Raw genomic sequence first — 21,046 nt, 5'->3', positions numbered from 1 at the left:
TAGCTGGAATAGAAAAATAATAAATTTATAAACGATATATTCTGACAAAAACAAAAATAGTAGCGTAATAAACACGAAATAAGGGTATATTACTTCTGAAAAGGGAGGTGGCCCATAATGATAAAAATCGAAACAAGTTGTAACAACGAGATAGCATATATCCGTGAGGGTCAAGGTTTTCCTGTTATATTAATACATGGACTAGATAGCAATATGGCTTCTTTATATAACTTGAAAGATGCATTGAAAAATAAATTTGATGTTATTGTTTACGATGTGAGAGGGCATGGTAAATCTTCTAAGCCGAACTCCTTTAATTTAGAAGATCATGTTGAAGATTTAAAAATATTAATGAAAAAATTAGAAGTTGAAGAAGCACATTTAATTGGACATGATATGGGTGGCTTAATAGCTAAAAGTTTTACTAACAAATATGAATCAATGGTGACATCATTAACTTTAATTACATCTAATCTTATAGACAGTGTACACGGGTTAAATAAATTAATGATAGAACATCAAGATGAAATAGAAGGCTTTGATAAATCTGAAGCACTTATTCTATTGTTACCGTATATGTATAAAAATCAAGGAAAAGCGAAAAAGTGGTTTCAAAATCAGCTCATTTATAGTAGACAATCAGCCGAAGATAGTGCTGTTGCGACAAGAGCAATAATGGGATTTCCAGTTTTTAATAAAGACATTGAGATTGAACATGTTAATGTTCCAACACTACTAGTTAATGGAAGATATGACCCCTTAAATATGGGAGAATCAACGGATAGATATAATCATGCGTTTCAAACTTTAACTATTTTAGAATTTAAGCAATCAGGTCATGCGCCACATATTGAAGAGCCCGATCATTTTGTGGAGGCATATTTAGATTTTATTGATGCTTTGAAATATCAAAAGAATGATTTAGTATAAAGGGGTTTTGCAAAGTCGTTATAAAATACACGTTGTTATTTTATAGAGCATAGATACTGCAATTTTTTTATTTTTTTATGAAATACTGTTGATATAATGTCTTAGGACTTTATCAGCGGTATTTTTTACTTTTTGTATGAAATGAAGATCTTGAAGTGGTGTTGATAACATGAGGTAAGTACATATAAAAAAGGGGAGTGGACATAAATACATGTCCACTCCCCTTTAAAAAATAAGTTGAATATATTATAGAAATTTAAATTAGCTTAAACTTCTTTTTCGTCGTTAGCTTCTTTAATTCGACTATTAACGCGAGTTAATAATTCATTGATTTTTTTACGTTGCTTAGTGTTAACTAAGATTAATACAGTTCTTTCATCTTGCTCATTACGTTTCTTATCAAAATAATCTTCTTGAGATAAGTTTTTAACAGCTTTAACAACTTGTGGTTGTTTGTAATTCAAGTGATTAATGATATCTTTTAAATAATATTCTTCACTTTCGTGCTCGCTAATATATGTTAATACAGCGAACTCCTCGAAACTTACTGAAAATTCTTTTTTGATAATACCTTTTAGTTTGTCAGCATATGTGACCATAGCTAATAATTCAAAGCAATCATTGATTTTGGTGATAGCCATCCTAATTCCTCCCTATTCTAAATGCCCAATCAAATATACATATTAATAATTTTTTTGTATGATTATTTGTCTTAATTCAAAGTTAAATACAAAGTGTTTGTCATAATTTGTGGCTCGATTATATTTAAGTGAAATATATTAAAACCACTATTATTTAGTTTATTATAACTAAATAAAAATAGAAAGTAAACAAAAACATGTTTAAGCGTTACGTTAATGATTTCTATTATTAATTCAATTCTTTAAATACCAATACACTAATCGAAATTTATTTTTCTGTTTTTCAATTTACCATAATATGATAAAAAGGCTAAATAATCTTATCATATTTTAAAATGATAACTTTTTATAACGTGTACGTCTAATTTTTAGACAGCACAGTATCGGCATTTCTAGCTATGACATCTCCTTGATTTAATCCTTCAAGAATTAGTACATCTTTGTTATTACCCGAATTTTGTGTTTTAATAACTCGTTTTATAAATTTTTTATTTTTTTGTATGAAAACAAATTGCTTATCATATATTGCTGTTTTGGGAACTTCAATAATGTGGTTAGGTATTTCTACTGTGAAATGTTTACCAAAAACAGCGGCAGAATTTGAATTTAGCTCAACTAAATATTTGGAATTTTTAGTTGATATGTCTATATTTATTGGGAAATTAGAAATATAATTCACTTCACCGTCAAATGTTTGCTGATTATTGTCTTTAATAGAAACTTTGTCTTTTAAATGAAGCTTATCAATTATCACTTCATCAACTTCAGCTTTGATTACTGTAGTAGGATCATAGATTTGCATAACAGGAGATTTAGTTTGATTAGACCATGATTGATTAATATGAACGATGCCAGACGCTGGAGCATAAACTGTGATACGAAGTTGTTCTTGGAGTTGTGCGATTTGATTTTGTAGACGTAATATTTCTGAATGTACCGGGGTAGTGGAGGATTTATTGTTTTGCTTTAATTGTGAAAGGTATTTTTGCTTGCTACTAATTTGATGTTCAATACGTGGATTATAATATTCAAACAGAGGCTGGTTTTTTTCTATTTTGTCATGTGACTTAACGAACCAATCGTTAATATAGCCTTTATGGGGCTCATAATGAACTGGAAATCGTTGAGCAGGCTCTTGCCTTCCTATAAAGGTATAGGGTTTGTTATAGGTTATTTTCAAAGTGTCAATATGATGCTCTGGTTTACTCGTGGTTATTTTAATTTTGAAATAGTAAAAACTTAGGGCGCCGATACTACAAAGTATTATCAACACAGTAAATAAAATAATGATTTTCTTCAATGATGTCACCTCTTGATGTATTGATGATTTGATTATACAGCGAAAAACAAAGAATTTGTTATAAAAAAAGAAGTCATTTACTAAATGTTAAAAGTAAATGACTCGAGTGAACAATTTTTAAAATAATCTCAATAAAATAATGCCAATCATTATAGAAATAATACCAAAAACTTTTCTCTTAGTAATTTTATTTTTGTAAGTGCCCAGCAAGCCGAAATGATCTATAATAACACCCATTAACATTTGACCTAGCATAACAATAATTGTAGTCAATGCAGCGCCCAAGTGAGGCATTAAAATAATGTTTGTAGTCACAAAAATCACACCAAGGATACCACCGATAAAGTAAATAGGTTTAAGACGACCTTCTCTAGGTGTGAAAGTAGCAAGTTTAAGACTTCTATTGAAAATTAAAGTCAAAATAAATAATACAATTGTACCTACTGTAAATGATATCAGTGAAGCCATTACTGAGGAATTTATTTGTTGACCCAATGCGCTATTAATAGCAGTTTGAATAGGTGGACAGAAGCCAAATATAAACCCAATAAACAACCAAATATAAATTGAACTATTTTTATTTTTGTCTTTAGGGTTTCTGCGAACATAATTCATCAGAATGATACCGAAAATTAAAAATATAATACCCAGTACTTTAAATGCTGTGAAGGCTTCTTTATCAGCTCCAAACCAGCCAAATGTGTCGATTGTCACACCCATAATGATTTGACCAGCTACAGTGAGCACTACAGTAAGAGATGCACCTAAACGGGGTAAAAGGAGTAAGTTCCCAGTTAGGAAAATGACGCCAAGCATACCGCCGACAAACCATATGTAACTAAAAGATTGGTTACTGTAAAATTGTGCTGTAAAAACATGAGGATTAGTTATAAGATTGAGTATGATTAAAAAGATTGTACCTGTTGCAAATGAGATTGTTGACGCATAGAATGAAGACTTTGTATAAAGGCTTAGTCTAGAATTAATTGAAGTTTGGAACGGAACAACCATACCTGCGATAATCCCAATAATATATAAAAGAAACATTAAATCACGCTTTCTATTAGGATAATTACATTATATAGGAAAGGTTATGCTTTTCCTATGTTTAAATTCTTTAAAAGAAAATAGCTTTTTAGTTTATTATGATGTACACAACACACAAAATATAATAGAATACGTATGTTAATGGTTTTTGGGAAATAAGATTAACAACTATGAAGTAATAATAACTTTATAATAATAAAAGCTTTTGAAGAAGTGAGTGACTAATTATATTGAAACAGCTTTCCATAATTCGACTAACAGATGAGGAAACTTTTTTTGTTGGGGCAGGAAGTAATGATGGCATTAAGAAAAATCAATTTATAGAAGTGTTGAATCCAAGAAGATCTTATAAAAATTTAGCTCAAATTGTTGAAGTGTATAATAAATATGCAATATGCAAGAAGTTAGGTAAGAAAAAGATATTTTTTGGTGATACGGTTAGATTAAGACCCTATAGAGATTAATGGTATAAATCAATAATAGTGAGATTAATTGGTGGGCAGTTTAAAACGTCAATTATTCTGTGTAAAAAGAAGGCCTGAAACAATTGTTTCAAGCCTTTTTTAGTTAATCACCTAAGTAAATATATTTATAATAGAATTAACTAATTTTCAAATAGAACATTGGTTGTCTTATCTATAATATGCGCAGAATGAACTTTTGTAGGGATGCCTGTTTTTGGTCTCAAAATATCAAGCGTGATTAATTTATTCATTCCTTCCTTAACCGTACCTTCGTTTACCGAATGTTCGATCTTAGGTATTTGCAATTTGATTGTTTTATTCACAGCATCATTGAAAATAAGTTCTAATGTTTGGGACATCATTTCTTTCTCCTCCTTAATTAATTGTTTCAGTTTTAATAACTTCGATAGTGTCAAAGTGCTCACCAGTAATTTGCTCAATAATAGACTTGAAGCTTTTTATTTGTTCTGGCGTTGCTTCGGTATTTAAATTTGCGAAATGACGCTTGAACTTTGAAGCTTTTCCATCTTGATCATACAAAACGCGAGTTAATGTGACTCCAAGCTGTTTGATTTGATTCATTTGCTTAACCTCCTTTCACTATATATATCGAATAAACATCCTAAAATGGTCAAAATTTTTTTGGGAAATTCGGTTTAAATACTTCCATGTGACATAAATATCATATATCATTAAATAAGAAACATTCAATTTGTTAAGAGGTGAATATATGAATCAAGTGGACCCTATAAGGGATATAAAAGAGATAAAGTCTATGTATGAAGTATTAAGTAATAAGTCGAAACGAGATTATTTATTATTCAAGTTTGCAATACATACTGGCGTTAAACTTTCCGAACTACTAAATCTTTGTGTGTCAGACGTCAAAGACGAACACGATGATATTAAGCAGTATTGGCTAGAGGACCATGCTCCCAATATTCATATTAGATTACCCGACACGTTGAGGAATGAATTAATGATCTTTATTACAGAAGAAGATCTGAAAAATGATGAGCTATTGTTTCGATCAAATAGAACTTTAAAAGGTCTATCAAGACAACAAGCATATCGTATTATCCATGTTGCAGCTGAAGAGTTAGGCATGTTACATATTGGTTTGACGACGTTAAGAAAGACATTTGCTTATCATGCTTATCAATCTGGTATATCTATTTCTATTATTCAAAAATATTTAGGTCATCAAACAACTTTTGAAACGATGAAATTCATAGGTATTTCTGCAAAGACTACTAAAACAACAATAGCTTTAAATTTATAAAATATAATTAAAGGAGGGATATGATGAGCTTAATATATTTACTGGGTGCCTTGATTATAATCATGGTAGCGGTATTGTGCACACTAATAAATCCTAAATTCCAGCGATTTGCAGGTCAAATTGCTTTAATTGCACCGATTATTTCTTCGATTTACTTTTTATGGCAAATACCTCAAGTGATGGCAGGACATTTTGTAACGGTTAAGATACCGTGGCTGACACTCTTAGATATCAATATTGATTTTAGATTAGATGGATTGAGTTTATTCTTCAGTTTATTAATTTCACTCATTGGTTTAGCCGTATTTTACTACGCAACTCAATATTTATCTAAAGAACATGACAATTTACCACGTTTTTATGTATATTTATTACTTTTTATGCTCAGTATGTTAGGTATCGTTACTGCTAACAATACGATTCTTATGTATGTGTTTTGGGAGTTAACAAGTGTATCTTCGTTCTTGCTTATTGCCTATTGGTACAATAAAGGTGATAGTCAATTTGGGGCCATACAATCATTTATGATTACAGTCTTTGGTGGTTTGGCATTATTAGCAGGTTTCATTATGATTTATACTGTAACAGGAACAAATTCAATAACTTCAATTATTGAACAGAGTGATAAAATTGCCCAGAGTGACTTGTTTATACCTATTATTATTCTCATTTTAATAGGGGCATTTACAAAGTCAGCTCAATTTCCATTTCACATTTGGTTACCGAAAGCGATGGCTGCTCCAACACCAGTAAGTGCGTATCTACATTCGGCAACAATGGTTAAAGCAGGTATATTCTTGCTATTTAGATTTACACCTGTATTAGGTTTAAGTGATTTCTATATTTATTGTGTGACATTCGTTGGTTTAATCACAATGATTTTTGGCGCAATCAATGCGATACGTCAAGTCGATATGAAAGCAATATTAGCTTATTCTACAATTAGTCAACTAGGTATGATTGTATCAATGGTAGGACTAGGTGGAGGGTTTGCTCAACATCCAACAGGTGAACTTTCTAAAATTTATGGTTTAATACTGTTCGCAGCTTTATTCCATTTAATGAATCATGCTTTGTTTAAAGGTGCGCTGTTTATGGGTGTAGGTATTATTGACCATGAGACAGGTACAAGAGATATTCGTCGCTTATCAGGTTTAAGAAAAGTGTTTCCCATTACACATATAATAATGTTACTTTCTGCTTTATCGATGGCAGGTATTCCATTTTTAAATGGCTTCTTGAGTAAGGAAATGTTCTTTGACGGACTTGTGAGCGCACACCAATTACCCCAATTCAATATATTCCTTACGGTAATTATTGCGGTGATAGGCGTTGTAGCAAGTATATTTACTTTGATTTATGCAGTTTACTTGATTAAGGAAGTTTTCTGGGGAGACTATCAGAAAGCAGATTTACCGATAAAAAATCCGCATGAACCATTCATGTTCACACTACCTTCTGCAATTATGATGATTTTGTTACCGATTATATTCTTTGTTCCAAATATATTTGGACATTATATTATTTTACCGGCGTTACGAAGTATCACAATTGGAGAAAATGTAGATAAAATAGCGCCACATGTATCGCAGTGGCACGGATTTAATTTACCGTTGATTTTAAGTTTGATTGTAATGATTGTTGGCTTCACAGCAGCATTTAAAATCGATTGGAAAAAATATGCTAATAAGATTAAAGTAACATCAATTACAGATCTATATTTAGGGTCATATAAACAATTTGAACATTATTCAGGATATGGAATCCGTAGCTTAATGAATAACCGTTTAAATCATTACATCACATTAACTTTACTTATTTTTATAATGGTTGTGGTATATGGAGTTATTCAAACAGGATTTCCAAAAGTGCAACAAATTCATGTGAGTGAATTTGGTCCGTTAGAAGTGATCACATTAATTGTTGTATTTGTACTAGGTATTGCTTTAACATTTATACGTCAACGTTTAACAATGGTTATTTTAAATGGAATTATCGGTTATTGTGTAACGATATTCTTTATTTTAATGAAAGCACCAGATTTAGCATTAACACAATTAGTTGTCGAAACGATTACAACAATATTATTTATTGTTAGTTTCTCAAGACTACCCAACGTACCGCGTACAAAAGTTCACAAAAAACGTGAAGCGGTCAAAATTATTGTATCGCTATTGATGGCAGTGATTGTAGTCATGCTTGTATTTATTGCACAACAAAGTGACTCGATGCCTACAATTTCGACATTTTACCATGATGCATATGAGTTGTCAGGCGGCAAAAACATTGTAAATTCCATTCTTGGTGACTTCCGTGCACTAGATACTTTATTTGAAGGTATGGTGCTCATCATTGCTGGTTTAGGAATTTATACATTACTTAACTTTAAAGAACGGAGGGGTCAAGATGAAAGAGAATGATGTTGTATTACGAACGGTAACCAAGATTGTCGTTTTTATATTGTTAACTTTTGGATTTTATCTGTTTTTGGCAGGTCATAATAATCCAGGTGGCGGCTTTATTGGTGGTCTTGTATTTAGCTCAGCATTTATTTTAATGTTCTTGGCCTTCGATGTTAAACAAGTGTTAGTTGCTTTGCCTTTAGATTTTAGAATATTAATGATCATAGGTTCATTAGTTTCTTTTGCTACTGCAGTTGTACCTATGTTTTTTGGTAAACCGTTCCTTTACCAAACTGACGCATATGTACAATTACCTTTGTTAGGTGAAGTCCATTTAACGACCGTAACGTTATTTGAAGCAGGTATTGTATTATCTGTTGTAGGTGTTGTCGTAACGGTTATGTTATCTATAAGTGGTGGTCGATCATGAATCTTATATTATTAATGGTTATTGGCTTTTTAATATTTATCGGAACGTATATGATATTATCAGTCAATTTAATAAGAATCGTTATAGGTATATCTATTTACACACATGCAGGCAATTTAATTATTATGAGTATGGGTCAGTATGGCAAGAATATGGTTGAACCTTTGATAGGAGAAGGCAGTAAAAACTTTGTTGATCCTTTATTACAGGCAATTGTGTTAACGGCGATTGTAATTGGCTTTGCAATGACAGCTTTTCTATTAGTACTTGTATATAGAACGTATCGTGTAACAAAAGAAGATGAAATTGATGTATTGAGAGGTGATGACGACGATGCTAATGAGTAATTTATTAATACTACCGTTACTTCTCCCAGCAGTTTGTGCATTAGCCCTTGTCTTCATCCGTACTAACAGCAGATTGTCTCGAATTTTTTCAATTGGAACGATGGCTGTTACAACCGTTATTTCATTGTTCTTATTAATTCACGTAATGTATAACAAACCTATTGCCTTAGATTTTGGAGGATGGGAAGCACCTTTTGGTATTCAATTTGTTGGTGATTCATTAAGTTTATTGATGGTTACTACATCCAGTTTCGTTGTTACGTTAATTATGGCTTATGGTTTTGGTAGAACAGAGAAAAGAGCAATACGCTATTATCTACCAAGTTTCATCTTATTCTTAACTGTAGGTGTTATAGGTTCATTTTTAACAGCTGACTTATTCAATATATATGTCATGTTTGAAGTTATGTTATTGGCATCCTTCGTACTTATCACATTAGGACAATCAATTGAGCAATTACGTGCTGCAATTATTTATGTGGTACTTAATATACTTGGATCATGGTTGTTACTTCTAGGTATTGGGTTGCTTTATAAAATGACAGGTACGTTAAACTTTGCTCTTGTAGCACAGCGATTGAATGAGATGAATGACAAAAGTGCTATAACGATTGTGTCTATGGTCTTTTTAATTGCCTTTGGTGCTAAAGCAGCATTAGTGCTCTTTATGTGGTTACCTAAAGCCTATGCAGTTTTAAATACAGAACTTGCAGCACTGTTTGCAGCATTAATGACTAAAGTAGGGGCTTACGCATTAATCCGGTTCTTTACATTGATTTTTGATGGTCATGAAGGCATTACGCATCCACTACTGGTATTTTTAGCTTGTATTACAATGCTGATTGGAGCATTTGGCGTACTTGCTTATCGTGATATTAAAAAGATTGCAGCATATCAAGTTATACTTTCAATTGGATTTATCATATTAGGATTAGGATCAAATACCTACGCTGGTGTCAATGGCGCTATTTTCTATTTAGCCAATGACATTGTCGTTAAGACATTGCTATTCTTTATTATTGGTAGTTTAGTCTATATTACTGGATACAGACAATATAGAAATTTAAATGGTCTAGCCAAACAAGAACCATTTTTTGGTGTGGCTTTTGTAGTTATGATCTTAGCTATCGGAGGCGTACCACCATTTAGTGGTTTCCCTGGTAAAGTATTCATTTTTAAAGGTGCTATAGAAAATGGTAATTATATTGGCTTAGCTTTAATGATAATTACAAGTTTAATTGCAATGTTTAGCTTGTTCAGAATCTTCTTTACGATGTATCTAGGTAATGAGAAGAAAGCTGAAGAAACAGAATTTAAAAAGATACCTACGTATCGTAAAGGTCTCATTGGGATATTGACAGCAGTGATACTCGCTATGGGACTTGCAGCGCCATTGATTTTCAAAGTGACAGATAATGCGACACATTTAAATATGGATGATGGACTATATGAAAAAATGGTTAACCCTCATTTAGTGAAGGAGGATAAATAATGCAACAAGTCTTGCTTAATATTGTCATTGCTTTTTTATGGGTGCTTTTTCAAGATGAAGAATCTTTTAAAGCATCAACGTTCTCCTCAGGTTATCTTATTGGCTTATTAGTTATCTATATTTTACACCGCTTTTTTGGACAGCAATTTTATCTGAAAAAAGTTTGGGTAACGATTAAATTTTTAGCTGTTTATCTATATCAACTAGTCACGTCTAGTATGACAACAATCAATTATATATTATTTAAAACTAAAGATTTAAATCCGGGCTTGGTAACTTATGAAACAACGTTAAGTAGTGATTGGGAAGTTAGCTTTTTAACAATTTTAATTATTATAACGCCTGGTTCAACAGTAATTAGAATCTCAAAAGAAAAACAAAAGTTCTTTATACACGCAATTGATGTGTCAGACAAAGAAAAACAAAAATTGTTAAAAAGTATTAGACAATATGAAGGACTCATATTGGAGGTGGCAGAATGATAGAATCCCTTATTGATTTTTTCATTACAAGTGCTCTGATTTTGTTTGGAATTGCATTATTATTAACTTTATTTAGATTGATTAAAGGACCAACAACTGCTGATAGGGTAGTTGCTTTTGATACCGCAAGTGCCATACTTATGTCTATGGTAGGTATGCTCAGTATTGTCTTTGGTACATTCTCGTTCCTTGATTCAATTCTATTAATCGCTATTATTTCATTTGTAAGCACCGTTTCCATTTCTAGATTTATAGAAGGGGGGCACGTCTTCAATGCAAATAACAAGCGAAATCGTTAATTTAATCGCAGCATTTATGATGTTTTTAGGAAGTATTATCGCATTAATAAGTGCAATAGGTTTAATAAAATTTCAAGATGTATTTTTACGAAGTCACGCATCGACTAAAAGTTCTACACTTTCAGTATTACTGACACTTGTAGGCGTTATTATCTATTTTATTTCTTCACAAGGTTATTTAAGCGTGCGACTTATTTTGGCATTGGTGTTTATTAATTTAACGTCGCCAGTCGGAGGACACTTAATATCACGTGCCGCTTATCGTACAGGGGCTTACATGTATCGTAAAAGTGACGCGCCAAGACAAACAAATATATTGTTGAGTTCTAAAGAAAATAATACATTTGATATGTTGAAAAAACGTGCAGAAGATCGTGAAGAACGAAGACGTAAAACATATGAAAAAGAACACGATTACTAATATATAAATTCTAAAAAATGATGAGGTTGGGACATAAGTATATGTCGCAGCCTCATCATTTTTTAGTTGTCTCGAACGCGTATGCATCAGGGCTATTTTGTATATGCATTCTATTGTGATTTTAATATTAAATTAGGCAATACTATTTAATTGTGCATTAGACTGTATATGAGAGTTATAAAAGAAAATTCAACTCCCCAAGTGTAATACGTTTAAGCAAAGGGTAAAAAAATGATAAAATAATATATATTTGTAATTGTGTTAATTTTAAAAATATTAATCAAATAGGTGATAGGGGTTATACTATTTGTTATTAAGTGTAAGAGTTTGAGACACGGTATGTTCATTTAAAAAACGATATTATTTATTGTTTCAACCTCAACAATTATGAAAAAATAATTAAGTTGAAAAGAGGTGAAACCTTGCAAATATTTGAGACGATACTCATTTTTTTAGCACTAGTAATCGTTAGCTCACTTGTACACATTTTTATACCGAAAGTACCTTTAGCTTTTATTCAAATTATACTCGGTATGTTGGTGTATGTGATTCCTGTACCTGTTGAACTTCATTTCGATTCAGAACTGTTTATGGTTGCATTAATTGCACCATTACTTTTTGTAGAAGGGGTTAAGGTTTCGCGTGTCCACTTAAGGCGTTATATTAAACCGGTACTAATGATGGCATTAGGTTTAGTCATTACTACTGTAATTGTAGTAGGGCTTTTTGTTCATTGGATTTGGCCGGAATTACCAATGGCTGCAGCTTTTGCGCTTGCTGCGATATTATGCCCTACAGATGCTGTTGCAGTTCAAGCTATTACAAATGGGAAAGTGTTACCAAAAGGATCTATGACAATTTTAGAGGGTGAGTCACTTTTAAATGATGCTGCGGGTATCATATCTTTTAAAATTGCTGTAGCAGCACTTGTTACAGGTGCGTTTTCAGTGACGCATGCTGTTGAACAATTTCTTGTTTCTTCAATAGGCGGTTTTATTGTTGGGCTTCTTATTGGGGTAGCTTTAGTAAGATTTAGAGTAACGTTATCTAGACGTGGTATTGAAAATATTAATATGTTCACTTTTATACAGCTTGTTACACCTTTTGTGACATATATTGTGGCAGAAATGTTTCATGCATCAGGTATCATTGCTGCTGTAGTGGCAGGTTTAGTACATGGTTTTGAGCGTGACCGTATTGCTCAAGCACGTACGAGATTGCAAATGAGTTATAACCACACCTGGAATATATTAGGTTATGCATTAAATGGTTTTGTATTTTCTATTTTAGGATACTTAATACCTGAAGTAGTAGGAAGAATTATAGAAAATGAACCTCATAATTTAATTTTCTTAATTGTCGTTACTTGTTTAATTGCACTTGCGATATATTTATTTAGATTTTTATGGGTATTCATATTATATCCTTACTTTTACTTACCAGTCAGTCCATTCCAAAAAATGATTTCTTATAATGAAGATAATCAGAAACCGACAGAAGCACCTCCAAAACGTGGCATGTATGCGTTTGTCATGACGGTGTGCGGCGTTCATGGCACAATTTCGTTAGCAATTGCCTTAACTCTACCGTATGTGTTAGCAGATCATCATTCTTTTGTTTTTAGAGATGATTTACTTTTTATAGCATCTGGAATGGTGATTATTAGTTTGATTGTTGCGCAATTTGTCTTACCATTAGTTACACCAAATGCTGAAAAACCGAAACAAAAAGGAATGAGTTTCAAGCAGGCACGTGTTTTAATATTAGAAAAAGTCATTGATAATTTAAATCAAATGTCATCTGTGGAATCTAGTTTTCAATATGGTAATGTAATCAAGGATTATCATGAGAAATTAGCATTTTTAAAAACTGTGGAAAACGAAGATGAAAATACGAAGGAACTTCAAAGACTACAAAATATTGCATTTGCGGTTGAAAATAATACATTAAACGGTTTAGTAGAGAATGGTGATATTACTACTAATGTTCTAGAAAACTATATGCGTTATTCTGAACGTACGCAAGTCTATAAGCAAGCTTCGTTACTTCAACGTATAAAAGTTGAACTTAGAGCAATGATTTTAAAACGCAGAATTAAACGTAAGGTTAAGACCAATGCAGCTACTTCATTATCCATCATTGACAACTTGCGAGAAATCTCTAATGTTATGCGTACAGTACATTATCGCGTCGTAAGTCGTTTAGCTAAAGAAACAACTGAAGATAATAAATTAGAAGTAGGTATGATCTGTGATAGTTATCTTATACGTATAGATAACTTAACGCCGTCTAATTTCTTTAATGCAAAAAGCGAGAATTCAATAACAAAAATTAAATTAACGGCGCTTAAAGAACAACGCCGTGTATTGAATCAAATGGTTGAAGATGAAGAGGTAAGCGAAGTTACTGCTTTAAAAATACGTGAAGCAATAAATTATGATGAAATGATTATTGTAGATAGTTTAACGGATTAATGAATGATTCTTAAATAGCATGAGGGAGTGGGACAGAAATCTAATTTTTCTAACAAGATTTCGTCGTATGAGCCAACCCAGCAAAGCTAACTAGAAAATGGAATACAAGAGCTTAATATAACCGCATTTTCAGTTCAGTCAGCCACCGCTAATATAATAATTGAGACTGAGACATGTATTTTGTCTCAGCCTCTCAGAGTGTCGACAAAGTCTCCGACTTTGTTGGCACTTTTTTTACGCTTTCCACGGGCACAGCACTCAGCCTGTATTCTTCGGCTCAAATTACTGACATTTTTAAACAGTAATAATATATTTAAATTAAATAATGGAAGATCATCAATAGACCCTGTAATACTAATGTAGATATTACTTATTCAAAAGTTATTTAGAATAACATCAATGAGTTAAACGATTGAGTAATACATTCTTAAAGGCGAATGTATAAGCGAAACTAATTTCCTTGTAGGAGATTAAGGAACGCCTGAGCTGTTGTAGTGGATCACATATGCTAAAGCATATGTGTAAGACTTACTAATCGCAATGAATTGGAAAGTAAGTCTTTATGCATAAGCGAAACTAACTTCCTTTTAGGAAGAAGTTTCGCTAAAAAAAAGCTCCATCAATGGGGGAGGAATCTACCATTGATGGAGCTAAGGAGATGATTTAAGGCTTGAATACCACCATGCCGTACGTTATAAGGAGGGTAACGAACGACATGGGGCTATTCACCTATAATAGGTTAAATAGCCTATCGACTTATTCCATGCTGCCATGTACTGTTTCGATATTTTCTTTCATCATATTGTAATAAGAATCACCTTTAGACCCTTTTTCACCGATTGAATCAGTAAATACTTCGCCAAAGATGTCTTTTTTCGTTTCTTCGCTTAAACTTTGCATACTCTTCTTATCAACGCTTGTTTCAACAAGTAAATGCTTCAAATTATTATCTTTTACAAATTGAACTGCTTGTTTCATTTGCTCAGGTGTACCTTGCTTTTCAGTATTAATTTCCCAAATATAACCAGGTTTGATGTCATATTGTTTAGAGAAATATTTGAAGGCACCTTCACTTGTGATCATTGCGCGTTGCTCTTTAGGAATATCATTGAATTTATCATGACTTTCTTTATTAAGTTGTTCTAGTTCTCCAAGATACTTTTCGCTTTGAGCTTTGATTTCGTCATTATGTTTTTTATCGTGTTTTAATATTGTATCTTTGATTGTTTCAACATATTTAATACCATTGTCTAAACTTAACCAAGCATGAGGGTCTTGTTTTGATTTGTCACCTTCGCCACCTTCTAAATACAGTGGTTTTACATTTTCAGAAGGTCTTACTACAGAATCATCTTTAGTTGACTTATTGGCTTGACTTAATGCTTTTTCAAACCAGCCATTTCCTGTTTCTAAGTTCAAACCGTTATAAAAAATAACATCTGCATCAGTTAGTGCTTTGATGTCTTTAGGCTTAACTTCATATTCGTGAGGGTCTTGGCCAATTGGCACAATACTATGTATTTCAACATTATCACCGGCAGTATTTTTGACCATATCGTATAATATTGAATTTGTCGTAACAATTTTTAATTTATCATTTGAAGCTGTATCGCTTTTTTCATTGCTCCCATTGCTACATGCACTTAAAAAAAGGATGAAAACGAGTGCAATTGCTATTATTTTTTTCATATAGTTTGTCCCTTCTTATTAAAAATTTGTAATTTACTTAATATAAAAATAACGATGTAAATCAAGAATGCGCATAATACAATTGTTGCGCCACTTGGCAAATTATAAAGATAGCTGAAATAGAGGCCAACAATCGCGCTGATTGTACTAAAAAGACTTGATATAATCATCATTGTATGTAATTTTTTTGCAATTAAAAACGCTGCTGAGGCTGGCGTAATTAATAACGCGACAACTAAAATAATGCCGACAGTTTGAATACTCGCTACAGTTACAAGTGATAGTAATAACATTACAAAATAGTGAGTTATAGTGGTGTTTAGACCACTCATTCGGCTAAATACTGGATCAAATGTTGAGACCATTAACGGTCTGTAGAATAGTATGATTAATATCATAACCAGTACACCAACAACAATTGTTGACCAAAATGTTGATTGAGTTACAGCGAGTAAGTTACCAAATAATATATGGTATAAGTCAGTGGTACTGTTAATCAAACTGATTAAAATAATACCCATCGCTAAAAATGCTGTAAAACTGATACCGATAGCAGCGTCAGGTTTGGTTTTACTATTTTTCGTAATAAAGCCAATGAAGATGCTGGCAATCATACCTGTGATTAATGCCCCAATAAACATAGGGATATTGAATAAGAAAGATAGGGCGACACCAGGTAACACAGCATGACTCATTGCGTCACCCATTAGCGAAAGTCCTCTAAGGACGATGAGACAGCCAACTGTACCACATACAATTCCAACTACGATTGAAATAATTAAGGCATTGCTTAAAAATTTATAATCGAGTAAATGTTGAACGAATTCCATAATAAATTTATCTCCTTTCTGTTGTTTTAAGTCGCTTCAATTTTTGAGTTCGAATTTAAAAATGTACTATTTAAATTCTCTGGTAGCATTGCAGTACTACTGTCACCGAAATAACGAATTGTTTTGTTTAAAAGTATGACACGATCAAAATACTCTTCAGTTTTTGATAAATCGTGATGGACAATTAAAAGTAATTTACCTTCACTTTTCAATTTTTGTAGTTGTGTCATAATGATTTGTTCACTATGGAAATCAATACCGACAAAGGGCTCATCTAACAAATAAAGTGTACTTTCCGTCATTAGCGCACGTGCGACAAGTACACGCTGTAATTGACCACCACTTAATTGTGAAATTTGACGATGACGTAAACTTTCTAATTCCAAGGTTTTCATCAATTGATTTAACCTTTTTTTAGTTTCTGACGTTACCCATTTAATCCAACCGATATCTTTGTATGCGCCTGATATAACAACATGTTCGACATCAATTGGAAAATCTAAGTCAATATGCGCTTTTTGTGGAATATAGGTGATAGATTTTAATGAATTATGTATGTAATCATCGTTTAAGTGGGCGGTCCCAGTAGATTTAAACTCCCCAATAAAAGATTTGAGTAAAGATGATTTCCCAGCACCATTTGGCCCCATTATGCCAATAATCTCGCCTTTTATAGGAATGTTTAAATTAATGTCTTCTAAGACATGTTTATTCCCTAAAGTTAGATTTAGGTTTTTAACTCTTAACATATTAGACCTCCTTAACAATATTTTTAGGCTAACCTAATTTATCTTATAGTATACCATGAAGATTTAGCGTGTCAAGTCGATTCGTGATACAATGAAGTGAATGAGTTGAGAGGTGAGATAATGCTAACTGAAGAAAAAGAAGACTATTTAAAGGCGATTTTAACGCACAATGGTGATCATTTTTTTGTTTCAAATAAGACACTATCCCAATATTTAAACATCAAACCACCTTCAGTCAGTGAAATGGTTCACCGTTTAGAAAAAACTGGGTATGTTGAAACAAAACCATATAAAGGTGTGCAGCTTTCAGATAAAGGTTTAACATACACGTTGGATATCATTAAACGTCATCGTTTAATTGAATTGTTTTTAATAAAAATATTGAAATATAATTGGGAAGAAGTACATCAAGAAGCAGAAGTTTTAGAGCACAAAGTATCTAATTTGTTTGTAGAACGTTTGGATAAACTATTGGATTATCCAATTACTTGTCCACACGGTGGCGTGATACCACGTGATAGTAAATACAAAGAACTTTATACTACGAATTTACTTTCATTTGAGGCTGACGATAAGGTGACAATTAAACGTGTTCGTGATCGTACTGAATTACTCATATATTTATCGAGCAAAGATATATTAATTGATGAAGAAATTAAAATCATTAATAAAGACGATACAAATAAAGTGATTATTGTTCAAAAAGACGAAAATGTGACAATTTTAAGCTATGATAATGCAGCGCATATTTACGCTGAAATATAAATGATTTTTATGGAGTGGGTAGCTTTTAGCATCCACTTTTTTGTTTAAAAAAATAAAAAAAGCTTGAGGTAGATGTTAGAAACATCATCTCAAGCTCAGTGATTTAAGTAAAAAAGTACCCATGAAATAATTGATAAATTGTGAAGATATTAATCGCTATCCATATCATGCTGTAAATAAAGGTAGGGACATGTGTTAACTCTTTTAAAGTACTACCATCCCAAGATACAGGTTGTTGTGAAAATGTCAGTTTAAAAATAGTGACTGAAGATTGCAAGACTTCGCCTAATAAGACACCCAATATAAAGTGAGATGTAAGGCTCACAATGTAAAACATCATCAATTGATTATCACTTTGGAATAAAAAATAGAGTAGTGCAATAAGTAAAATAACAATGAAGATTGGCAGTATCTTTCTTGAGGTTAGTATTAAAAAATAAATAAATATAACTAAGTATGCACTTATAAATAAACTAGGGTATTGAAATTCAATAGCTAAGAAACCTAAAAATAACATGAGTGGTGGCATGATATAACCACCAAATGTAGTGATAGATTGACCGAAACGACTTTTTGATTGAGTCACAGCGAATCCTTGTTGCGACGTAGCAATACGTTCAGTAGGCGATGCAACAATAACTAAATCTTTGGCTTTCCCACCACTTAATTTATTGAATAAAATGTGTCCAAATTCATGTGTTAATACAGGGATGTAATTTAAATAAATATCCAAAATTCGATTTATCGGTTTATTACGATAATTATGAATGATTATATAAAGTAGAGCTATAATCATAACCCAATATAAATTGAGCTGAATAGCTGAACTGAAAAATTCATGTATTTTTGTCATATGATTACCTCGATTTAATATTTCAACAACCTCATATTCATAAAAAAAGTAAGGTTGTCATAGCATAATCTATAGTATAAAGTAATTTAGACAAGAAAGCATTTAGACCTTTGATGTATATTATAAGAATAAAAGTAAGAACAGTTTTAAAATATCTGTAAAACGCGTCATGTGTTAATATTGCAATAATAACTAAATGTTAAATTACATTTGATGTATTTTGAGTTAGGAGATCACCAACAATGACGGAGAGCAACAAATTAAATAAAGTAAATGTCTTATCGGTATATTTTGATAATGTTACTTTAAGGGACATGCGAGAGAATGTTAAACATTTTTTCTTATCCAATAGTCCAGAAAATTTATTTATTGTTACTGCAAACCCAGAAATAGTGGATTACGCTACGGATAATATTAAATATCGTAATTTAATTAATAGCGCGAATTATGTTATTCCAGACGGTACAGGCGTTGTAAAAGCGTCTAAGTTACTTAGAACGCCCTTGAAAGAACGTGTGCCTGGCATTGAACTAATGGAAGAATGTTTAAAAATCGCTAATGCGAATTATCAAAAAGTCTTTTTACTAGGTTCTAATAATGAAGTTGTTATCAAAGCACAACAAAATTTAGCACAAAAATATCCAAACATTCACTTTGACTTTCATCATGGCTTTTTCGATTTAACAGATGAAATGGTCTTAAGACAAATCACCTCATTTAATCCTGATTATGTTTTTGTGGGGATGGGATATCCTAGACAGGAACACTGGATTGAACGACACATGAATAAATTTACTCAAACAGTATTGATGGGCGTAGGTGGCTCAATAGAAGTGTTTAGTGGCACGAAGAAAAGAGCGCCCGCATTATTTAGACGCTTGAATTTAGAGTGGGTTTACCGTCTGATTATAGACTGGAAACGCTTAGGAAGAATGAAATCAATACCTCGATTTGTTTTTAAAGTAATTAAAGAAACCCGTAAAAAGTAATAAAAGCGTAAATTGCAGTTTGAATTCTCTGCAATTTACGCTTTTATATTTTTCATAAAACTAGTTGTGAGCCTACTGTTATTTAACTACAAATCTAGAATTATCTAGATCACTTCTAAATTTCTTTTGATCTGCTTTAGAACGTTTTTTAAAATCATTCAAGAATTTTTCATATTCAGGTAATACGTCGTCTAATTCACCGAACTTTTTAAGTTTACCTGCTTCAATCCAAGCAATCTTAGTGCAAAAATCACGGACTTGTTTCATATTATGGCTTACGAAGAAGATAGTTTTTCCTTGTTTTTTATATTCAAATATTTTATCTAAACATTTTTGGGCGAACGTTTGATCACCAACCGATAAAGCTTCATCGATGACTAGAATATCTGGGTTAGTAGTGATATTTATAGAAAAGCCTAATTTTGCACGCATCCCGCTAGAATATTTTTTGACGGGTTGATAAATAAATTCTCCAAGTTCACTGAATTCAATGATTTCAGGGGTTAAATCTTTGATTTCTTTCCTAGTAAAGCCCATGCATAACATTTTGAATTCGATGTTTTCAACACCTGAAAGTTGGCCATTTAATCCTGCACTAATAGCGATTACACTTACATCGCCTTCACGGTTGATACCGCCACTCGTTGGTGACAATGATCCACCAATCATATTACTCAGTGTAGATTTTCCGGAACCGTTGATACCAACAAGACCTATGACATCACCTTCGTATGCTTTTAAGGACAAGTCATTTAGGGCATAAAAAGTCTTATTCTCGTGAAAAGGAAGAAGGACATCCTTTAAGCGTTCTTTGTTATTACGATAAATTCGATATTCTTTAGTCACATTTTTAATGTCAACCGATACATTCATAATTTTACCTTCCTTATTTACAGTTACTCTTATTGTATTATATATTATATTAGTTGTTAAATTTATAAACCTATTGTAAAGTAAGTGAGTACAATTTAACGAAGTGAAGTTTTATACAGTTGTTAAATTTTACTGAACTTACGTTATAAAATCAACTATAAAGATAAATTAATGAAAAATATAAAGTTACGATAGCTTATATCTCATTTTTCATTAACGTTGTTTCATCACTTAGTATACAAAAATATATCATTTATAGCACTTTTTAGCTATTCTGATTTACGATA

The 21,046-nt window shown here is 32.0% G+C and carries 23 protein-coding genes; 13 read left to right on the top strand and 10 right to left on the bottom strand.

Annotation, left to right across the window (positions count from 1 at the left end):
* Positions 1 to 117: 117 nt before the first annotated feature.
* Positions 118 to 930, top strand: coding sequence for an alpha/beta fold hydrolase (locus NSR03_RS09840; RefSeq protein ID WP_021339603.1), 813 nt, complete (start codon positions 118 to 120; stop codon positions 928 to 930).
* A 266-nt stretch (positions 931 to 1,196) separates the two neighbouring features.
* Here the strand turns inward: NSR03_RS09840 and sarA are convergent, their stop codons facing one another.
* The 3 genes from sarA to NSR03_RS09825 form a co-directional block, all read right to left on the bottom strand.
* The gene (gene sarA / locus NSR03_RS09835; protein WP_021339604.1) at positions 1,197 to 1,571 is read right to left on the bottom strand and encodes a global transcriptional regulator SarA; all 375 of its coding nucleotides are present in this window, start codon (positions 1,569 to 1,571) and stop codon (positions 1,197 to 1,199) included.
* 361 nt (positions 1,572 to 1,932) lie between these two features.
* A complete protein-coding gene (locus NSR03_RS09830) occupies positions 1,933 to 2,880 on the bottom strand; it encodes an efflux RND transporter periplasmic adaptor subunit (protein WP_256092598.1) in 948 nt (315 codons plus the stop codon).
* Positions 2,881 to 2,988: 108 nt separating this feature from the next.
* Positions 2,989 to 3,918 carry a DMT family transporter gene (locus NSR03_RS09825; RefSeq protein WP_046465056.1) on the bottom strand — a complete coding sequence of 310 codons (930 nt, stop codon included), beginning with the start codon at positions 3,916 to 3,918 and terminating at the stop codon, positions 2,989 to 2,991.
* Positions 3,919 to 4,148: 230 nt separating this feature from the next.
* On the opposite strand from NSR03_RS09825, the gene NSR03_RS09820 reads away from it, so the two are divergent.
* Entirely contained in the window at positions 4,149 to 4,382 is a 234-nt protein-coding gene (locus tag NSR03_RS09820) for a hypothetical protein (protein ID WP_021339607.1), read from the top strand.
* A 140-nt stretch (positions 4,383 to 4,522) separates the two neighbouring features.
* On the opposite strand, the gene NSR03_RS09815 is transcribed toward NSR03_RS09820, so the two are convergent.
* Both NSR03_RS09815 and sroA read right to left on the bottom strand, forming a co-directional pair.
* Entirely contained in the window at positions 4,523 to 4,741 is a 219-nt protein-coding gene (locus NSR03_RS09815; RefSeq protein WP_031266061.1) for a DUF2922 domain-containing protein, read from the bottom strand.
* 16 nt (positions 4,742 to 4,757) lie between these two features.
* A complete protein-coding gene (gene sroA / locus NSR03_RS09810; protein WP_002508408.1) occupies positions 4,758 to 4,964 on the bottom strand; it encodes a sigS mRNA-stabilizing protein SroA in 207 nt (68 codons plus the stop codon).
* A gap of 148 nt (positions 4,965 to 5,112) precedes the next feature.
* Here sroA and NSR03_RS09805 point away from each other — a divergent pair, with 148 nt between their 5' ends.
* From NSR03_RS09805 to NSR03_RS09765, 9 genes are all read left to right on the top strand, one after another.
* The gene (locus NSR03_RS09805) at positions 5,113 to 5,664 is read left to right on the top strand and encodes a tyrosine-type recombinase/integrase (RefSeq protein WP_021339609.1); all 552 of its coding nucleotides are present in this window, start codon (positions 5,113 to 5,115) and stop codon (positions 5,662 to 5,664) included.
* 23 nt (positions 5,665 to 5,687) lie between these two features.
* The gene (locus tag NSR03_RS09800; protein WP_021339610.1) at positions 5,688 to 8,084 is read left to right on the top strand and encodes a DUF4040 family protein; all 2,397 of its coding nucleotides are present in this window, start codon (positions 5,688 to 5,690) and stop codon (positions 8,082 to 8,084) included.
* Positions 8,071 to 8,496, top strand: coding sequence for a Na+/H+ antiporter Mnh2 subunit B (mnhB2, locus tag NSR03_RS09795; RefSeq protein WP_002508405.1), 426 nt, complete (start codon positions 8,071 to 8,073; stop codon positions 8,494 to 8,496). Before NSR03_RS09800 ends, mnhB2 begins: the two co-directional genes overlap by 14 nt.
* Positions 8,493 to 8,843 carry a Na+/H+ antiporter Mnh2 subunit C gene (gene mnhC2 / locus NSR03_RS09790; RefSeq protein ID WP_002508404.1) on the top strand — a complete coding sequence of 117 codons (351 nt, stop codon included), beginning with the start codon at positions 8,493 to 8,495 and terminating at the stop codon, positions 8,841 to 8,843. Before mnhB2 ends, mnhC2 begins: the two co-directional genes overlap by 4 nt.
* Entirely contained in the window at positions 8,830 to 10,335 is a 1,506-nt protein-coding gene (gene mnhD2, locus NSR03_RS09785) for a Na+/H+ antiporter Mnh2 subunit D (protein WP_021339611.1), read from the top strand. Before mnhC2 ends, mnhD2 begins: the two co-directional genes overlap by 14 nt.
* A complete protein-coding gene (gene mnhE2, locus NSR03_RS09780) occupies positions 10,335 to 10,817 on the top strand; it encodes a Na+/H+ antiporter Mnh2 subunit E (RefSeq protein WP_002508402.1) in 483 nt (160 codons plus the stop codon). Before mnhD2 ends, mnhE2 begins: the two co-directional genes overlap by 1 nt.
* Positions 10,814 to 11,116, top strand: a complete 303-nt coding sequence (mnhF2, locus tag NSR03_RS09775) for a Na+/H+ antiporter Mnh2 subunit F (protein WP_021339612.1) — start codon at positions 10,814 to 10,816, stop codon at positions 11,114 to 11,116. Before mnhE2 ends, mnhF2 begins: the two co-directional genes overlap by 4 nt.
* Positions 11,091 to 11,537 carry a Na+/H+ antiporter subunit G gene (locus NSR03_RS09770; protein ID WP_002508400.1) on the top strand — a complete coding sequence of 149 codons (447 nt, stop codon included), beginning with the start codon at positions 11,091 to 11,093 and terminating at the stop codon, positions 11,535 to 11,537. The genes mnhF2 and NSR03_RS09770 overlap by 26 nt, the downstream gene beginning before the upstream one ends.
* Before the next feature lie 422 nt (positions 11,538 to 11,959).
* On the top strand, positions 11,960 to 14,011 hold the full coding sequence (locus NSR03_RS09765; protein ID WP_021339613.1) for a cation:proton antiporter: 2,052 nt from the start codon (positions 11,960 to 11,962) through the stop codon (positions 14,009 to 14,011).
* Between the two features lie 756 nt (positions 14,012 to 14,767).
* On the opposite strand, the gene mntC is transcribed toward NSR03_RS09765, so the two are convergent.
* From mntC to NSR03_RS09750, 3 genes are read right to left on the bottom strand one after another with little or no spacing between them, the layout of a single operon-like run.
* Complete coding sequence (gene mntC / locus NSR03_RS09760; RefSeq protein ID WP_021339614.1) at positions 14,768 to 15,700, bottom strand: manganese ABC transporter substrate-binding lipoprotein MntC; 933 nt, start codon at positions 15,698 to 15,700, stop codon at positions 14,768 to 14,770.
* Positions 15,697 to 16,533 (bottom strand): metal ABC transporter permease, encoded by an 837-nt coding sequence (locus NSR03_RS09755; RefSeq protein ID WP_107510615.1) that lies wholly within the window; start codon positions 16,531 to 16,533, stop codon positions 15,697 to 15,699. The genes mntC and NSR03_RS09755 overlap by 4 nt, the downstream gene beginning before the upstream one ends.
* A gap of 23 nt (positions 16,534 to 16,556) precedes the next feature.
* Positions 16,557 to 17,279 (bottom strand): metal ABC transporter ATP-binding protein, encoded by a 723-nt coding sequence (locus NSR03_RS09750; RefSeq protein WP_002508396.1) that lies wholly within the window; start codon positions 17,277 to 17,279, stop codon positions 16,557 to 16,559.
* A 120-nt stretch (positions 17,280 to 17,399) separates the two neighbouring features.
* Between NSR03_RS09750 and NSR03_RS09745 the strand changes: the two genes are divergently transcribed.
* Positions 17,400 to 18,044, top strand: a complete 645-nt coding sequence (locus NSR03_RS09745) for a metal-dependent transcriptional regulator (RefSeq protein WP_002508395.1) — start codon at positions 17,400 to 17,402, stop codon at positions 18,042 to 18,044.
* A 103-nt stretch (positions 18,045 to 18,147) separates the two neighbouring features.
* Here NSR03_RS09745 and NSR03_RS09740 read toward each other — a convergent pair whose 3' ends face one another.
* Entirely contained in the window at positions 18,148 to 18,897 is a 750-nt protein-coding gene (locus tag NSR03_RS09740) for a M50 family metallopeptidase (protein WP_021339616.1), read from the bottom strand.
* A 242-nt stretch (positions 18,898 to 19,139) separates the two neighbouring features.
* Between NSR03_RS09740 and tarA the strand changes: the two genes are divergently transcribed.
* A complete protein-coding gene (tarA, locus tag NSR03_RS09735) occupies positions 19,140 to 19,886 on the top strand; it encodes an N-acetylglucosaminyldiphosphoundecaprenol N-acetyl-beta-D-mannosaminyltransferase TarA (RefSeq protein WP_021339617.1) in 747 nt (248 codons plus the stop codon).
* Positions 19,887 to 19,964: 78 nt separating this feature from the next.
* On the opposite strand, the gene tagH is transcribed toward tarA, so the two are convergent.
* On the bottom strand, positions 19,965 to 20,759 hold the full coding sequence (tagH, locus tag NSR03_RS09730) for a teichoic acids export ABC transporter ATP-binding subunit TagH (protein WP_002508392.1): 795 nt from the start codon (positions 20,757 to 20,759) through the stop codon (positions 19,965 to 19,967).
* Between the last annotated feature and the right edge of the window lie 287 nt (positions 20,760 to 21,046).

The sequence above is a fragment of the Staphylococcus sp. FSL W8-1207 genome (assembly GCF_038003745.1).
Taxonomy (GTDB): Bacteria; Bacillota; Bacilli; order Staphylococcales; family Staphylococcaceae; genus Staphylococcus; species Staphylococcus equorum.
The sequence above is the reverse complement of the archived record's forward strand: the minus strand, read 5'-3'. Positions and strand labels throughout refer to the sequence as shown.

Coding starts and splice junctions, on each gene's coding strand:
- NSR03_RS09840 (WP_021339603.1), top strand. CDS start 118: ATGATAAAAATCGAAACAAGTTGTAACAACGAGATAGCATATATCCGT.
- sarA (WP_021339604.1), bottom strand. CDS start 1,571: ATGGCTATCACCAAAATCAATGATTGCTTTGAATTATTAGCTATGGTC.
- NSR03_RS09825 (WP_046465056.1), bottom strand. CDS start 3,918: ATGTTTCTTTTATATATTATTGGGATTATCGCAGGTATGGTTGTTCCG.
- NSR03_RS09815 (WP_031266061.1), bottom strand. CDS start 4,741: ATGTCCCAAACATTAGAACTTATTTTCAATGATGCTGTGAATAAAACA.
- sroA (WP_002508408.1), bottom strand. CDS start 4,964: ATGAATCAAATCAAACAGCTTGGAGTCACATTAACTCGCGTTTTGTAT.
- NSR03_RS09805 (WP_021339609.1), top strand. CDS start 5,113: ATGAATCAAGTGGACCCTATAAGGGATATAAAAGAGATAAAGTCTATG.
- NSR03_RS09800 (WP_021339610.1), top strand. CDS start 5,688: ATGAGCTTAATATATTTACTGGGTGCCTTGATTATAATCATGGTAGCG.
- mnhB2 (WP_002508405.1), top strand. CDS start 8,071: ATGAAAGAGAATGATGTTGTATTACGAACGGTAACCAAGATTGTCGTT.
- mnhC2 (WP_002508404.1), top strand. CDS start 8,493: ATGAATCTTATATTATTAATGGTTATTGGCTTTTTAATATTTATCGGA.
- mnhD2 (WP_021339611.1), top strand. CDS start 8,830: ATGCTAATGAGTAATTTATTAATACTACCGTTACTTCTCCCAGCAGTT.
- mnhE2 (WP_002508402.1), top strand. CDS start 10,335: ATGCAACAAGTCTTGCTTAATATTGTCATTGCTTTTTTATGGGTGCTT.
- mnhF2 (WP_021339612.1), top strand. CDS start 10,814: ATGATAGAATCCCTTATTGATTTTTTCATTACAAGTGCTCTGATTTTG.
- NSR03_RS09770 (WP_002508400.1), top strand. CDS start 11,091: ATGCAAATAACAAGCGAAATCGTTAATTTAATCGCAGCATTTATGATG.
- mntC (WP_021339614.1), bottom strand. CDS start 15,700: ATGAAAAAAATAATAGCAATTGCACTCGTTTTCATCCTTTTTTTAAGT.
- NSR03_RS09750 (WP_002508396.1), bottom strand. CDS start 17,279: ATGTTAAGAGTTAAAAACCTAAATCTAACTTTAGGGAATAAACATGTC.
- NSR03_RS09745 (WP_002508395.1), top strand. CDS start 17,400: ATGCTAACTGAAGAAAAAGAAGACTATTTAAAGGCGATTTTAACGCAC.
- NSR03_RS09740 (WP_021339616.1), bottom strand. CDS start 18,897: ATGACAAAAATACATGAATTTTTCAGTTCAGCTATTCAGCTCAATTTA.
- tarA (WP_021339617.1), top strand. CDS start 19,140: ATGACGGAGAGCAACAAATTAAATAAAGTAAATGTCTTATCGGTATAT.
- tagH (WP_002508392.1), bottom strand. CDS start 20,759: ATGAATGTATCGGTTGACATTAAAAATGTGACTAAAGAATATCGAATT.